General features: G+C 51.6%; 10 protein-coding genes. All 10 read left to right on the top strand.

What is annotated here, in order from left to right; all coding sequences use genetic code 11:
- Positions 1-406 precede the first annotated feature (406 nt).
- Positions 407-808 carry a response regulator gene (locus tag HH216_RS24630; protein ID WP_169553576.1) on the top strand — a complete coding sequence of 134 codons (402 nt, stop codon included), beginning with the start codon at positions 407-409 and terminating at the stop codon, positions 806-808.
- A 132-nt stretch (positions 809-940) separates the two neighbouring features.
- The gene (locus HH216_RS24635) at positions 941-2929 is read left to right on the top strand and encodes a PAS domain-containing sensor histidine kinase (RefSeq protein WP_169553577.1); all 1989 of its coding nucleotides are present in this window, start codon (positions 941-943) and stop codon (positions 2927-2929) included.
- 282 nt (positions 2930-3211) lie between these two features.
- Complete coding sequence (locus HH216_RS26985) at positions 3212-3367, top strand: hypothetical protein (RefSeq protein WP_408641811.1); 156 nt, start codon at positions 3212-3214, stop codon at positions 3365-3367.
- 77 nt (positions 3368-3444) lie between these two features.
- Positions 3445-4155 (top strand): NUDIX hydrolase, encoded by a 711-nt coding sequence (locus HH216_RS24645; protein ID WP_169553579.1) that lies wholly within the window; start codon positions 3445-3447, stop codon positions 4153-4155.
- A gap of 379 nt (positions 4156-4534) precedes the next feature.
- Entirely contained in the window at positions 4535-4858 is a 324-nt protein-coding gene (locus HH216_RS26990) for a hypothetical protein (RefSeq protein ID WP_408641812.1), read from the top strand.
- 1016 nt (positions 4859-5874) lie between these two features.
- The gene (locus HH216_RS26995) at positions 5875-5997 is read left to right on the top strand and encodes an IS110 family transposase (protein ID WP_254448887.1); all 123 of its coding nucleotides are present in this window, start codon (positions 5875-5877) and stop codon (positions 5995-5997) included.
- Between the two features lie 1942 nt (positions 5998-7939).
- Positions 7940-11254, top strand: a complete 3315-nt coding sequence (locus tag HH216_RS24660) for a reprolysin-like metallopeptidase (RefSeq protein WP_169553581.1) — start codon at positions 7940-7942, stop codon at positions 11252-11254.
- 737 nt (positions 11255-11991) lie between these two features.
- Positions 11992-12783: a hypothetical protein gene (locus HH216_RS24665; protein WP_169553582.1), complete on the top strand. Its 792-nt coding sequence runs from the start codon at positions 11992-11994 to the stop codon at positions 12781-12783.
- A 715-nt stretch (positions 12784-13498) separates the two neighbouring features.
- Positions 13499-15067, top strand: coding sequence for a sensor histidine kinase (locus HH216_RS24670; RefSeq protein WP_169553583.1), 1569 nt, complete (start codon positions 13499-13501; stop codon positions 15065-15067).
- Positions 15060-15830 (top strand): LytR/AlgR family response regulator transcription factor, encoded by a 771-nt coding sequence (locus tag HH216_RS24675; RefSeq protein ID WP_169553584.1) that lies wholly within the window; start codon positions 15060-15062, stop codon positions 15828-15830. The genes HH216_RS24670 and HH216_RS24675 overlap by 8 nt, the downstream gene beginning before the upstream one ends.
- Positions 15831-16254: the final 424 nt, after the last annotated feature.

A 16254-nucleotide genomic window follows, 5' to 3' on the forward strand; every position in this document is an offset into this window, starting at 1 on the left:
GACGTGAGTTCCTGATCCGATGAGCTGATGTCCGAGCTACTAACGGCCTTCGCCACCCGCCAGCACTGGACCGACTTGACTCACTATCATCAGGTAGCCAACGAGATTATCCGGCAGTGTCTAACTGTACGCTTTCATAGTTTTATTCAGACCCAACTAAGTTACTGACACGACCAGACCGCCGTAATGATTGGGGTGGTAACATAGCTATGTTACCACCCTTTTTTCTTCCCTTTTCAACCCCTTTGGAAATTGCACTATTTTGAGGGCTGTTGTGTATCAGTTCTTATAGTAAGAAACTTTTCCAAGAAAAGCCCTTTAGCAACCGGTAGGTGTAAACTAGTATAATCCGGGTAACTTTGGCGGACGTGACGAGCCAAACTAGTGGCTGTCGTCCCCACCATGCATGACCAATCAACAACTCATTACCGTGCTCATTATCGACGATGATGCCGATGATCGCTTCTTTATGGAGCACGCACTAAAGACGGATTCGGCACATACCCGACTCTACTTGGCCGACAGTGGCCAACAAGCACTCGACATGCTGGTACTGGTGCACCCCGCACCCGATGTCATTCTCTTAGATCTGAATATGCCTGGGTTAAGCGGTTTAGAGGTGCTCGGGCAGCTTAAACAGTCCACGCGGTACCAGCACATACCCGTCATTGTCCTGACGACTTCTCATGCGCCAGCGGACAGAGAACGGGCCTATCAGTTAGGGGCGAGTGGATTCATCACCAAACCGACGACACAACAGGGATTGAGCGCGATAGCCAAGCAAATTCGTCTTCAGTACGCTGTTTAAGTCCTGTAACGAATGTTAAGGGATTAAACTCAGATTAGGGATAAGAGGTAAGCGACTAAAATGCATTCTCGGTGGCGTTGACTCACTAGCTGGATCGTCACTACCTTGCGGGATAGATTACTTGACAAGCTCATGCCTGATCCGCAACAGCCCAACCAACTATCCGCTCATCAGTCGTCGCAACCAAACATTACTTTTGCCCTGCAAGCCGCTGGCATCGGCACCTGGGACTTGAACATTCTCCAGCAGGAAGTGTGGTGGGACGAACGCTGCAAAGAACTCTACGGCTTTGATAAAGATGATATCGTGCCGTATAACCAGGTACTCTCCTACATGCATCCTGATGACCGTTCCCGCGTCGATGCGGCGGTGCAGTGGGCGTTGAATCCAGACTCGCAGGGGCACTATGATATTCAATTTCGCACGGTTGGGGCCACCAATGGCCAACTGCGATGGCTGCACTGCCGGGGACGAGCCTTCTTCACTACTCAGCGCGTAGCCTACCGGTTCTCGGGTATTGCGCAGGATATTACCGAGTTGGTAGCTGTTCACCAGCAACTCGACGCTAGTAAGGCCCAATTTACTGACCTGGTAATGGCCACGCCCACGGCCACGGCCGTTTTTGTGGGCCGGGATATGCTCATTCAGCAGGTCAACGGCCCTATGCTGACCATCTGGGGCAAAGACAACTCGGTGATCGGTAAAATCCTGCACGTAGCCATGCCCGAACTGGAAGACCAGCCCTTTCTGGCCCAGCTTCAGCATGTTTTCGATACAGGCGAACCCTTTCGCCATGATGAAAGCTTAACCGACGTACTCGACAAGGGGCAGCTAAAACGGGTCTGGTTCAATCACGCCTACAACCCGCTTTATGACCAGCATGGGCGGATTTATGGGGTGATTAATACCGCCACCGACGTGACCGCTCAGGTAATGGCCCGGCGGCAGTTGGAGGAAAGTAAAGTCGTGCTCCAAAACGCGGTTGAGTTGGCCGAACTCGGCACGTGGAGCATGGATTGCCAAACCGGCGAAACGCAGCTCTCCGAGCGCCATGCCGCTATGTTCGGTCTGACGACGACGTTGATGCCCTATGAACAAGCGTTGATCATCGTGCATCCCGATGACCAGCCGCGGGTGAAGGCCGCTTTCCTGGCCGCCCAGCAGCCGGATTCTGACGGCCGCTACCAGGCGGAGTACCGAATCATTAACGCCCACACGGGTCAGCAGCAATACATCCGGGCCGTGGGGGAAACCAGCTTTGATGAGCAAGGACATCCCATCTGTATCACTGGTACGACCCAAGATATTAGCCTGGAGCGGGAGTCGCAGCGCTTGTTAGCGCGCCAGGTGCAGGAGCGGACCCAGGAACTTCAACTGGTTAATCAGGACCTGCAACGCTCGAATGATAATCTGCAACAGTTTGCCTATGTGGCTTCTCACGATTTGCAGGAGCCGCTGCGTAAGATTCAATCCTTCGGTTCGCTGCTAGTGGAGCAGGACGCCGACCGGCTTAGCGAGACCGGTCAAAGCTACCTTCAGCGCATGATGAGCGCCGGTGCCCGCATGTCCATATTAATCAAGGATCTATTAGCCTATTCACGAATTGCCACCCGTCAGCAGACCTTTGGGCTGATCTCGCTGGAGACCGTTCTGGAACAGGTGCTCGCCACCCTCGACTGGGTAATTGCAGACCGGAAGGCGCAGATTGAGCTGGATGCATTGCCGCTGATCAGTGGCGACGAATCGCAATTGAGCCAGTTGTTTCAGAATCTATTCAGTAACGCCATTAAGTTTACCCCCGCTGGCCAGTCTCCCCGGATCCGGGTTACGTGCTTTCAGCGCGAGCGATCCGAACTACCCATCGACGCAACGCCCACGAGCCCTGCTCTGCATTTCATTCAGATCAGCGTGAGCGATCAGGGAGTGGGTTTCGACAAGAAGTATCTGGCTCGCATTTTCCAAGTGTTTCAGCGACTGCACGGGCAGAACGAGTATCCGGGTACGGGGGTTGGGTTGGCCATCTGCCAGCGAGTGGTAGAAAATCACGGGGGCGCTATCACAGCGGACAGTCAGCCGGGACAGGGGGCTACTTTCTGCGTGTATCTGCCAGCTACTTGGTAGGGCGTATGCTACGGATAGTAGTTGACAATAATTAAAACAAGCCGGCCGATTAAATACCCATTTTTGCAGGTTGTTGAATCTGCGCCGTCGGTGATGATGGCTTGCTAGTAAATGGATTCCGCCCGGCGGCCCGGTCAAATTGTCGTCCGCTTCGGCGGTCCGATCACGAATCAACGTTTCTTTTTTGGTGCAGGGTTGAGTTTGTGATACACTGATCACCATAGTAAGGTCAAGCTTATAAGTAACTATGAATCTTCGATTTAGATTCCTTGGCGGGATGACGTGAAGCTATACATCGTCATCTATATGCCTACGCAGTCCGCCCAACCGCTGCCCTTTCTCTTAACACATACACCCTATGGGCGTGTTGGTGTATACGTCGTCGCGTGCGTGTCGATAGGACGCGTCAAAAACGGCACCGTCGTCAGTATTAAGTGATGAAACTGTCATTTCTCATAGTATAGTATTTTCACACCGTACAATTGATCGCAGTACTGAACGAACACCTTGTTTCTATGCATAGCTATACCAATAGTCACCGGATACTGGTCGCCTTAGACTGTATCATCTTCGGGTTTGACGGTAAATCGCTCAAACTGTTGTTGATCAAGCGAAACTTCGAGCCTGAGTTTGGCAAGTGGTCGCTGATGGGTGGCTTTCTGGAAGAAAACGAAGATTTGCATTCGGCCGCTTCGCGCATCCTGTTTACACTGACCGGCCTGCACAACAACTATCTGGAATATCTTCAGACGTTCGGCGCGGTTGACCGGGATCCCGTCGAGCGAACTATATCGGTGATACACTATGCACTGGTTACGATTGACGATCAGGACCCGGCCGCGCTGGAGGCTCATAACGCGTCGTGGATCGATTTGGGTGATAAACCGACCCTGATTTTCGACCACAATCAGATGGTGGAAACGGCCCTGCGGCAACTGCGCTACAAAGCGGCCATGTACCCCATCGGGTTTGAATTGCTGCCCGAAAAATTCACGGTGCCGCAACTGCATAAACTTTACGAAGCGATCTATAACGTGCCGCTTGACCGGCGGAATTTTAGTCGGCGAGTGATTGCCACTGATCTGCTGCGCAGGACGGGTGAAAAAGACGAAACATCATCGACCAAGAAAGGCCAGTTGTACGCGCTCAATACCGAAAAATACCAGGCCTATCTGAACGGGTACGCCACGTTTATGCCCGAGCTGGCCGAACTCACAGCATGTTAACGTTTTCTATAGCTTCCACTTTTTTATCGTTTCTAAACCGATCATCAATTGACTTACCACCACACTGGCACTGCTGGCAACGGGCTACCTGCGCCTGTGCCGATCAACCAGGTCGAGTTGACCGACAATTTTTTTAATTTGTCCAAGATCAAAACGATGCAGGCAGTGACGATCCCGTTTGGTTTCAATAAGCCGGATAAGGCCTTCTTCCAACGGGGCGGTTTTACATGTTAAACAACTAAGAGTTGTCGGGCGCAGTAAAGGTAGTTCACCCCCATGCGCAATAGGGTTAGCATGGTTTGACGATATTGACGGTGGCTTAATCCGAATTAATATGGCAGTCGCTATTCCATTTGCCACTCGTCAACAAATTATTCAGATGAGAGCTCAGGGCAAGTCCTATTGTCAAATCAGCCAAGAACTAAGCGTGAGTTACGATGCCGTTCGACGCATCAGCAAACGACAAGGCCAGTTTGGGGAAGTCGGACTGCTGCCCCGCTACAAGCAGTGTGGTACCGTCGGCGTTCGCTTGGCGGCTCTTTATCATCGAGTTAGTCTATGGCTGAAACGGGCTCATCCCCTCTGGGGTGCTCCTTATATTCGCTTGCAACTCAATGCACGTTACGCCATGGGATGCTTGCCCTCCATTCGGACGCTCCAGCTTTGGTTTAAGGCGGCTGGTTTGACTAAACCGCGCCCGTAGCTCTTGATCACGCCTAAAGTGTGGGCTGAATATCCTCATAAGGTCTGGCAAGTGGATGCCAAAGAGCACCAACGTACACTGGATGGTAGCAGCGTATGTTGGCTAACGATCGTCGATGAAAAGAGCGGAGCGGCTAACACCGCTCCGCTCTTTTCATCGACGATCGTTAGGTTTGAAGGTCGGTACGATTCCAAGATTTGGTAGCTTACCGATGAACGAAAAACAAAGCGGGCTACCTATCGCTCGGCAAGGTTCGTGGCCTATGGGCCGATTCAGGACCCACCCTGTCTCTACTTGAATGGCTCGTATAGAAATGTGGGACATCAGACCTGTTAGCAAGGTATTGAGCACAAACCAAGTAGACATTCGGCAGCCTTAAATTAGAAAGCATCATGGATATTCACTACTTCGTGGGCATTGGCATTGCGAAGGCCACCCTGGACTGGACCATTTAAAATGGTAAAAAGATGGTGCTGCAAACCAGCACACCCAATTCAGTAACGGGCATCAAGACCGATTTACGACTGCTGAAAGCACTCCCAGACTGAAACCCTAAGCAGGCAGTCTTCTGCATGGAACATACGGGTATCTATAACGCCCATCTGTTGGACTTTCTCCACAAACTTCATTTCCCCATTTGGTTAGAGTCGTCGTTGCAAATCAAAAAAGCGGGCGGGTTGCAATGAGGTAAGACCGACTCCATCGATGCCCAGCGTATCGCAGAATATGCCTACCGCTTTCGCGACCAAATTCGTCTGTGGGAACCGCCCTGTCAAGTCATCCAGAAATTAGCTTTATTAAGTGCTGCTCGTCAGCGACTTCTCAGCGTTTACAACCAGCTTGCCGGTCCACTAACTGAACACCAGGGTTTCATTGATCCCACTCTACAAAAGCAGCTCAACAAAAGTTGTCAAGTCTCTCTGACCGCTCTGGAGAAAGATCGTAAGGCAGTCGATAAAGCCACTGATGCGCTTATAGCAGCCGATCCTCGTCTGAGCCAACTCTTTGAACTGGTCATGTCGATTCGGGGCATTGGCACGGCTACGGCTACTGAGATTGTCAGTGCCACCAATGAAATGAAGACGATCACCGACCCCAAAAAGATGGGCTGCCATGCCGGGATAGCCCCCTTTAACTAGCAGTCGGGCAGTAGCGTCCGGGGACGCCCCAGTGTGAGTCAACATGCTCGTAAGCGGCTGAAGTCTCTGTTTCATTTGGATGCGATGTCAGCTATCCGTGCCAAAGGGGAATTGCAGGATTGCTACCAGCGCAAAGTCAAGGAAGGAAAGAATAAGATGCTCGTCCTCAATGCGGTTCGTAACAAACTCATCCGTCGGGTGTATGCGGTGGTAGCACGGGGCGGGAAATATGACAAAAACTATCTGTCATCAGTTCATAAACCATAGAAATCGGCCCGGCTATGGCCGAATTGGCCAAGTGCCCCTAGGCTCAATCTGTGAGCAACTAAGACTTGTTTTCGAGCAATGGGGGTTGCCTCAGTTCATCAAGATTAATAATGGGCGACCGTTTGGTGACCCGAAGCGATTACAGATTCCACTGCTTCCACTTTGGCTGGTGGGCTATACCATTAAGCCGATCTGGAACCGAGCTGCTCAACCCACCGACAACGCTAAGGTAGAACGGGCCCAAGCTACCACCACCAAATGGGCTGATTTGGCGACTTGCTCCGACATCACAGATCTTCGGCAGAAACTAGCTGGGCTTATTCTCACCCAGCGCGGACGCTATCCGGTTTGGCGATTGAATGAGTAGACTCGCCAGCAAGCCTATCCAACCATCAACACTCTGCTATGCCCCTTTGACGTAAACCAGTTCGACTATCAACAGGCCCTAGGCTTTCTCCAATCGCAGTGCTGACATCGGAAAGCGAGCAAGACTGCGGTTATCTCCTTCTATTATCAACAGTGGTTTGTGAATCGTTCGGTGGCGGATCAGGGAGTGAGTATTCGGTTAGATGCTAGCAGCAATGAATGGCTGATTTTTACCGATACGGGTGAGTTCATCAAATCCTTTTCCAACACGGTCATTACTCAGCAAGCTTTGTTACGCCTACCTACAAGCCAAACGAACTCGGACGAATCATGCTAACTGTATTGCGCATGGGGGTGAGCTATGTTTACTACGCCCGACAGCTCTTAGTTGTTTAACGTGTAAAACCGCCCCGTTGGAAGAAGAAGGCCTATAGCCGCCAAGTTACTGGACATCCATCCATTGGGACGTCAACAGATTCTAAATGATGGATGCCAAATAGCGAATCAAGTGAGTGAATGACTGCGCATGACCAGGTAGACTAGTGATGCTTTGACCAACGAAAGAACCGTTGAACGACTCCCATCCCAATATACCGGTTGCGGCAACGAGCCTTTTCAACCGCTTCTTGCAAGGGCACTCTATAAACCATCACCGCCCGATGGCCCGCAACAATAGCGATGAGCCCCCTACTCTGTCCATCGTTTTTAAACCAGATCGCCAGAGTGATGCCACTCGTCAATGGTGACGTCTTGCGTTTTGACGGGGCCACCCCGCGGCTGTTTACTGCCCGTTTCAAGCCGCTATCAATGCGGTAAGCTTCCGGCATGTCGACCCTGTGAGCAGGACGGGAAGTGAGGTATAAACAAGGTCAATCGAACATAGCGCCGAACAGCAGATAAACATATATAGACGCATTCGTACTCAGAAAATGGTTACATCGGACTCAAAGTAGTGCTACTAAACCCGTTGAAAGAAAAGCTACGTATACTTTTGACTGTGATTCACCCATAATGCTTCAGCTATCGTTCTCGCCTATCTGTTCCGCCCCGAGACAGCTCGGTGGCGTGTTGACCAATGGTCATCGGGGCTACTACGTTTTCAGCCTGCCCAGTTTGCATCAATTAATCAATCACACAATCGCATGGTCAATTCTACCTACTATTTCGGCGACCGGAGAAACCGGCGCTGGTATGGGCTTACCCTGCTTGGCTGGCTGCTGGTAGGGGGAGCCTTTTTGGGCAAACCCAGGACTCTTTTTTCGAACCGGTGTCCACGGCTCAGGCACGCCTGGCGGCAACGACCCCGGCTATGCCTAACGCCAGGCTGTGCAAGCTCAATGAAGCTGGACTGCGCAGCGCGCTGATTAACACGGCCAAGCAGGACGAGCGCGGGAAAACGGCCGTAACGATTGCCCTCCCCTTACCCAACGGCACGAGCGAACGCTTCACCCTGCGTGAAACCCAGGTACTCGCCCCCGCGCTGGCGGCAGCCAACCCCACTTTTAAAACCTACGAGGGCACCGGCACCCTTCATAAGGAGTACATCATTCGGATGAGCCTATCGAGTCTGGGTCTGGAAGCCCTGATCTGGGGCGTTGACAACGATGCCGTTTACGTCGCCAAAGTAATCACTCCGTCCGGTAGCCCGCTGTACCAATCGTATTATGCCCGCGATGCCAGGAAGGCCGGCGCGGTCAGCCAGCCAGCGGGGGATCACCACTGCGGCACTGTCGGTACCACCGACAAACCAGCGTTACCCGGCCTGAAAGCAACCGACAAAGGACTACGCATGGGGGCTGGCACGGCTGCCATCAGCAATGGTAAAACCATTCGCGTGTTCAGAATGGCCATTGCTACCACCGGCGAGTGGACCCGCAACGCCGGCAGGTACACCGAATCGCCCGATGATTTAGCCAAAGTGCGGACCAATGCCCTGGCCGTCGTGATGAGTTCGGTTAACCGCATCAACGGCATTTACGAGCGCGAACTGGCCTGCCGCTTTACGCTGGTTAACCCGGATACCAATGGGCCTGACAATATCATTTTTGACGACCCGGCTACTGATCCTTACGACAATACGTCCAGTTCAGCCCAGTTAGCCCTTAACCAGAAAACGGTCGATGCGAAAGTAAAAACGGCAAACTACGATGTCGGGCATCTGTTCGGCACGGGAGGGGGTGGCGTGGCCGCATCGCCCTCGCTCTGTAGTGCCGGGGATAAAGCACGGGGATACAGTGCCCGGGGCACCAACACGGGTGATCCGTTTGTGGTCGATTATTTTGCCCATGAACTGGGCCATCAGTTTAGTATGGATCATACCTACAACGTGAGAGATGAAGATGGAACGACTTGTTACACGCGGGCCGCAGACGAAGCCTACGAAGTGGCCTCCGGTTCCACCATCATGAGCTACGTGGGCATCTGTAGCGAAGGGCGTAACTTACAGCAGTACAACGACTTTGCCCTGCCGGCCTTCCACATCTCCAGCATCACCAAGGCGACCACGTATCTGGCATCGGCCGATGTAGCAGGTTGTGGTACTGCCGCCGGCAATACGAATAGCATTCCCACCGTTTCGGCGGGCAGCGCGTACGTCATTCCCCGCCTGACGCCCTTCACGCTGACGGCTACCGGGGCTGATGCTGATGCCGGCGATGCGGCCAACCTGCTGTATTCGTGGGAAGAATTTGACCTGGCCCCGGCCAATGGGGCTTCCGGCTTCGGTGGTAGCCCGTCGGGCGTCTACGACATCGATGGTGATGGCGTAGCCCGGCCCATCCTGCGGGCCTACTCGCCGGTGAAGAGTCCCCAGCGCACGTTTCCCAGCCCGGCCTTTATTCTCAATTCGCAGACCAATGCAACACCGGGTGATAATCAGCCGGGTTTGTTCTACACGGGCACCCATCCTACGGGTTATCCGGGTGCCACCTGCCCAACGGGCCAGACCTGCCTCATCGGCGAACGCCTGCCCGCCATTGCCCGGACCATGACTTTTCGGGTATCGGTGCGTGACCTCCGGGGTGGGGTGGCCGACGCCGGGACAACGGTAACCGTCGTGAACACGCCGGGGGCGTTCCGGCTCACCAGCTTCGATAACGCAACGACGGTAGCGGGCAACTCCCAACAAGTGGTTACCTGGAACGTAGTGGGTACCAATCAGGCACCCATTAATTGCGCTACCGTCGCCATCAAACTCTCGACCGACGGTGGTCTTAGCTTCCCAACTACGCTGCTGGCCAGCACACCCAACGATGGGTCGGAGGTGGTGGTGATGCCGAATAATGTTACAACGACGACGGCCCGCCTGCGGGTGGAGGCGGTCGGCAACATCTTTTTCGACATCTCAAACACGAACTTCAGCATCAACCCAGAGGTATCCCCAGGAGAACCTATTGTGAAAGTAACCAGTACGGATCCCAACGCGTCGGAAGGCCGCCCAAGCGGCGGTGGCCGCCGGGCGGCTTCGGGAGCCAGACAAGCAGCGGCTGATCCGGGGTTTATTCAGTTTGAGCGTAACACCAGCCAGGGAACGCTGGTAGTTAACTACATGATTGGTGGTACGGCCACTAGTGGAGTCGATTTTGAAACCCTGCCCACCTCCATTACGTTTGCCGAAGGCCAAACGGTATTTATCGAAGAACTGGATCCGCTGGAGGACGACATTGTTGAGGGCGACGAGACAGTGGTGATTACCCTGCTGGATAGTGATAACTACGATCCCGATCCTAATGAACTGACTACCACCCTGACGATAAAAGACGGTACGGTAACGCCCAAGGCTCCATTTTCGATTACGAGTGTCACGACGGTGAGTTGCACAACGGTTACGGCCGGCGAACGCCGGTTAACGTTTACCCCCCAGTACGCGGGTGACAACGGGAGTCCCATCAGTTTCTCGGTCGTCAACGAGCTGCTGCCTACTACCAACCTGGGTCCCTACTCGCTACGGCTCTACACGGATAACCCAACCGTCACTCTGAGCGCGGTACAGCGCGGCACCGTGAGTACATTTAGCTACAATTGGCTCGGCGAATGTACCGGTGGTACAACGCCCCCTACTACTCCGCCAGTGGGTCCGTTCAGCATCACGGGTGCCACGACGGTGCGCTGTGAAGTCGTCTCGGGGGGTGAGCGCCGGCTGACCTTCACGCCAACTTACGCCGGTCAGGATGGCAGCCCCGTCAGCTTCTCGGTCGTCAACGAGCTACTGCCCACCACCAGCCCGGGACCCTACAGTCTGCGGATCTATACGGATAATCCGGCCATCACGCTCAGTGCCGAGCAGCGCGGGGTGGTCAGCCAGTTCAGCTACCGCTGGCTGGAGGCCTGTAACGCAAATGCCCGGCCATCGGCTGAGCAGGAAGGTACTTTAACGGTGACGATATTGGGTAACCCAGTAGCCGGGAATCAGGTAGAGGTGGAAGTTCGGGGGGCTGAGGGCCAGCCACTGCATCTGTCCCTCCGTGATGAACACGGTCATTTGGTGAGCCAGCAGACGGTCGAACGGTCGGGAGCGGTGGTCAGTCAGACGCTCCGGTTTGGTCCCCAGCCGGCGGGTATACTGGTGCTGCTAGTTAGTACACTTGGCCAGAGCCAGCGGGTCAGAATCCTCAAGGTAAACTAACGCTGGCTTAAGTCGTTAGCCCGCATACCGGTCCATAAACAGTCGTCCTCGTAGCGAGGACGACTGTTTATGGATTTATTTCGGCCATAATCGGGCCGTGGATATGCGCCATGCCTGGTAAGATCGCTTTGTTGACAAAAACCCACGCTATTGATGATACCCTGCGTTGCTGAAGAAGGGGTAGACGGGTTCGAACCGGTACAGGTGGAGTCGGCTCAATACTGCATTTTTTTGACCGGAGCCGGAGCGCCCCAGCTACTCCCTGAGCTGGCCGTACCCCACGGCTATCAGCCCCATAAAGGCGATATTTTAGCGGGAAGGCAGGGACTTTACCGGGTGACGGGATACGTTAGCTATCAGTACCCGGAGCACCCTATGGTGGTCAGTATCTCCGTGCTTCCTTTGGCTGATTCCGGTCAAACGGTAAAGTAGCTGACTCAGGGGCCCCGCGGTCAAAAATCGCCCGTTTACGGTTGCCAGTCCAACTAGCCTATTGCCAGTTTACTGGTAAAAAATCAACTGAATGCCCAGATGCTCTGCTCTACGAGGGCAACCTGTAAGACAGCACCGCACCGGCGGCCCGGCCACCATCAAATCGCCACTGACAAGCGGCTCAAGCGGGTAACCTCATGCGTCAACTGTATGCGCATTGAACGAATTACGTAACTAGTTCGACACTGCTTACCACAAGCTCACTATACAGCATCTTATCTTCTCAAATTAATATACGCGTACAAATGAAAATTTTAAATGACATTATTAAACAGAATATCGGGAAAATGTATTCTGCTTATGATGAGCAAAAGGTTATTTTGACCTATCTCACCAAAATTCAACATAAAAAAATAGTAGTTGATATTGCGGCACAGGATGGCGTAAACATGTCAAATACATATAGCTTGTACAGAGCTGGCTATTCAGGATTAGCCGTCGAATGCAATAGTAAATTCTTTGCCTCGCTGGCGAAATCTTATAAACGCTTAGACCAGGTAATGCTTAGTAAACTATATGTTTATCCTGAGAACGTAGTTCAACTATTAGAAGCGTATCAGATTCCTTATGACTTTGGTTTCCTCAACTTTGATATTGATGGTTATGATCACTTTGTACTCAACCAATTGCTGACACAATACCGCCCATCCTTGATATGTGTTGAAATCAACGAGAAAATCCCTTATCCGATCAAGTTTACCGTCAAGTATAGCCGCGATTATGTATGGGATAGGAGTCATTTTTATGGCCAGTCAATCGCTCAATTGTACATTTTGTGTGAGCGATACAACTATGATTTGGTCGAACTACATTACAACAATGCCTTTCTCATACCAGCAGAACAAAACAAACTATTTCCCAGCTTACAGCCGGGAGAAGCCTATAAGAAGGGCTATAAATGTCAGCCTGATAGAACACAAAAATTTCCGTGGAATAAAGACATGGACGCTGCCTTGGATCTTTCTCCCGATAAAGCGTTGGCCTTCATCAATGACTACTTCAGTAAATACGAAGGGCAGTATGAAGTAAGTATTTAATTGATCAAATCAACAAAACAGAGGTAGTAGGGTGGACACCCACATTCGTACGAAATGTTTCATCAGAACCAATCTGGTTCACCCTTCAAAAGTTAATTCGATTCTAAGCTGATCAGATTACGTAAGATGTCTTCCGAAAAGTCATACTCGCCCGCCCGGCGGCCCGGCTGGAAGTTGATCTGTTTCCGACTTAACGGACTTCTTTTGGTAAATCGGGTCAGTTGTCTAGGCGGTACAATACTTTTATACAGGAACATAATTAATTGCAAGCCAATAATTTGTAGCGGTATTTTGACGGCCTGTGCACCCAAAATGAGCAGTATAGTTACCAGGTTTCAAAAAACTCGATAATTGATGCGATTAAGTGAGTCGGATGGCAACGGCCCGCACGGGCGGCCCCGAACCGTCGCCGAAGCGATTTGATCCTACAGACACAGGATCAACCGTTTTAAGGGACTATAAATGCGAACTTACTACGTAACCTGTTATTTTTATTCAATCCACCGGTTGATTGAAATCTTCATTGTAACTAGTCAGTAATTAGTTGATTGACTATCCTACACGAAAGTAGTGTACCACTTATACAGCGTACCCGAAAGATGGTCATTTTTGCCGCATGGAGATACTTTCCCGCCTTGGTAGTATAGTACTGATTTGCTGTTTGGCCGCCTGTCATCAATCGACCGAACAGTCAGTCAGTCAACGAGATCGTTTTTTGGCTGACAGCGCGACGCAGCTACGGTTCATTTGGGCAGGTAACGAAGAGTACCGGCAGAAGAAAGGGTTTGCCTCGTTTACTAAAAGTCTGGCTTATTACGACAGTGCTCAAGTCATTGCCGACCGGTGGAAAAACCGCCGGATGCTGGCCCGGGCCGCTAATGCCAAGGGCCGGGTTTACGATGCCTGGGAGAAAGAGCCCCAACTTACGATTCGTTATTATGGCCGGACGGCTGCGCTGTACCGACCGATGACCGATGAGCAGTATCGGTACCTGTATACGACGCACCTGCTGGCTCATGCCTATGAAAAAGCGCGCGATACGCTCCACACCGTAGCCGTGCTTACCAAGCTTTACCATGAACTGGTCTGGCGCGACACCACCCAGTTGAAGATGTATGATTTTACACCGGAGATGGCACTCATCGCAACCGGGGTAGGCGCTAACTCGCTGGCAACCCGGATACTGACTCATCTTACCCGTCGTGCCTGGATCGTAAACGACTCCATGACGTACAGTTATCTGGACCATTATTATTTAACGCGCAGTCGAATCGATGCCTATACCAAACAGCATCACCACTCGCCTTATATTGACTCCCTGACCCAAGTTTTTGCCGGAAGCCGGAACATGCTGGACAGCCTGTATTATGCGGAAAATCTAGCCCGACTCCACCGCCAGCAGCAGCGCCATCAGACAGCCAGCTATTTTTACGAGTTGGCCAACGAACTGACGCATCGGCTCAACAACACCAGTGCTGTGGCTCAGATGCAGACCGCACTGGTCAGCAGCGAACTACTGGTTGAAAAAAATAAACTGGCTTATCAGACGGCCGTACGGGAAATTCGCTGGCAGACGGTCTGGATCCTTGGTGCCCTACTGCTTATCATAAGCTTACTAAGCTTTTATCTGTTTCGTCGAAACCGGCTGATCGAAACGCAGGCGAAACGACTGACCCACCTCAACGAGCAGCTCGATGATCAGATTGCGCAGGTACAACTGCTGAACAAGGAAATTCAGCACCGGGTTAAGAATAACCTGTCGATGATTTACAGTCTGCTGCGTATGCAGGAGCGAAAAGCGGAGCATCCTGAAACGTTGATGCAGTTGCAGCAGGCCCGGTTACGCGTGGAGTCCATTGCCACGCTGCATAATCAACTGATTAGCGAAGCGAGTTTGATTAATCTTGATGCTTACATCCGATCAATGCTCGATTCGATAGTCGGGTGTTACGACAAAGTTGTGTCAACGCAGTTTGAGATTGCGCCGGTTTCGATTCCAAACAAGTACTATCTACCGCTGGCACTGATGCTGACGGAGTGGGTTACCAACTCACTGAAACATGGCTTACCGCCGGGAGATGAACTGACCATTCAGATTACGCTTTGCCAGCAGCAACACGAATTGCGTGTCAGCTATGCCGATAATGGTCAGCTAGTGAATCAATCGCCTACGCCCAACTTAGGCATGGACATTGTCACCTTGCTGGCCCGCCAGATCAACGGTGATTTAACCGTTTCACCGCATAATCCTTACCACTATCAACTACGCTTTACGTATGGCTGATACTATTTCCATTTTGATAGTCGAAGACGAGTTATTGATTGCGGAGACGTTACGGTACAGTGTGGAAGACCTGGGATTTACAGTTATCGGCATTGCCAGCACGTTCGAGCAGGCCATTGCGCTGATCGACCAGCATCGACCTGATCTCACCCTGCTTGATATTAATTTAAATAGTGAGCGGACAACTGATAGTGGGCTTGCCCTTGCCGACCGGTTGGCTAATGATTATCGATCAGCCTTTATTTTTCTGACAGCTTACTCCGACTACGACACTATTTTACAGGCCACCCGGTTACGCCCCGGTGGTTATCTAATCAAGCCGATAAATCCAGCCACCTTATTTGCTGCCATTCAGACGACTATTGAAAATCAGATTAATTCAACTAAACCAGCTGCTACCGCTAACCAGCCGACCCAACAGCGCGATTTCTTCTTTATCAAAGTCGGCAACCGGAACGTAAAAATTCATTGGCGTAACGTCTACTGTCTGGAGGCCAGTAAAAACTACGTTCAAATCAGAGTCATCGGTACACCGGTAACGTACAATGTAAGAGGAACGCTTAGTTTTGTGCAACAACAACTGGTTCCGGTGGCTATTCAACCCTACCTCAAGCAGTTCAGTCGTAGTACAGTCATCAATATTCAACACGTCACTCATTTCGATGCTGATTTCGTCTACTGTGGCTCATTCAAAGCTGGCAATTCCCGCTTCAGCTATAAAGAATTACAAGTACTGTTGACTGATCTACCAGCCTCACTGTGACGAACATGGGGGTAGCTAACACAGTTGGGACGGTCCCGCGACGGCGTACCGTGCCGCTGCCGTATATTCGCCACGTGAAATCTGTAATATTCTATCAGTCAATCAGTTATACAGATTTAACTGTTTAAAACAGGGGTCGTTTCGACAAGCAGAGTATACTACTCGCAATAGATGTGAATCTGGGCTGCTAACCGCTATACTTCGGACTTGGATATTCTTAACATCGTTTTTAGGTTACAACTACCGAAGCGGGCCAGATATCAAATAGCCCACTTTGAGTCAACCGAAAAGGTGTAAATCAGCGTTAAAATGGTCTTTTCGAGCAACTGAAACCATACGTTTTCATTTGACTATAGGGCAAATCAAAAGGAACGTTTATGCTTGTCAATCAGCGATTTATAACCCTGTTTTATATCTGGCCTGC

Source organism: Spirosoma rhododendri, assembly GCF_012849055.1.
Lineage (GTDB): Bacteria > Bacteroidota > Bacteroidia > Cytophagales > Spirosomataceae > Spirosoma > Spirosoma rhododendri.

Coding starts and splice junctions, on each gene's coding strand:
- HH216_RS24630 (WP_169553576.1), top strand. CDS start 407: ATGACCAATCAACAACTCATTACCGTGCTCATTATCGACGATGATGCC.
- HH216_RS24635 (WP_169553577.1), top strand. CDS start 941: ATGCCTGATCCGCAACAGCCCAACCAACTATCCGCTCATCAGTCGTCG.
- HH216_RS24645 (WP_169553579.1), top strand. CDS start 3,445: ATGCATAGCTATACCAATAGTCACCGGATACTGGTCGCCTTAGACTGT.
- HH216_RS26990 (WP_408641812.1), top strand. CDS start 4,535: ATGAGAGCTCAGGGCAAGTCCTATTGTCAAATCAGCCAAGAACTAAGC.
- HH216_RS26995 (WP_254448887.1), top strand. CDS start 5,875: ATGTCGATTCGGGGCATTGGCACGGCTACGGCTACTGAGATTGTCAGT.
- HH216_RS24660 (WP_169553581.1), top strand. CDS start 7,940: ATGCCTAACGCCAGGCTGTGCAAGCTCAATGAAGCTGGACTGCGCAGC.
- HH216_RS24665 (WP_169553582.1), top strand. CDS start 11,992: ATGAAAATTTTAAATGACATTATTAAACAGAATATCGGGAAAATGTAT.
- HH216_RS24675 (WP_169553584.1), top strand. CDS start 15,060: ATGGCTGATACTATTTCCATTTTGATAGTCGAAGACGAGTTATTGATT.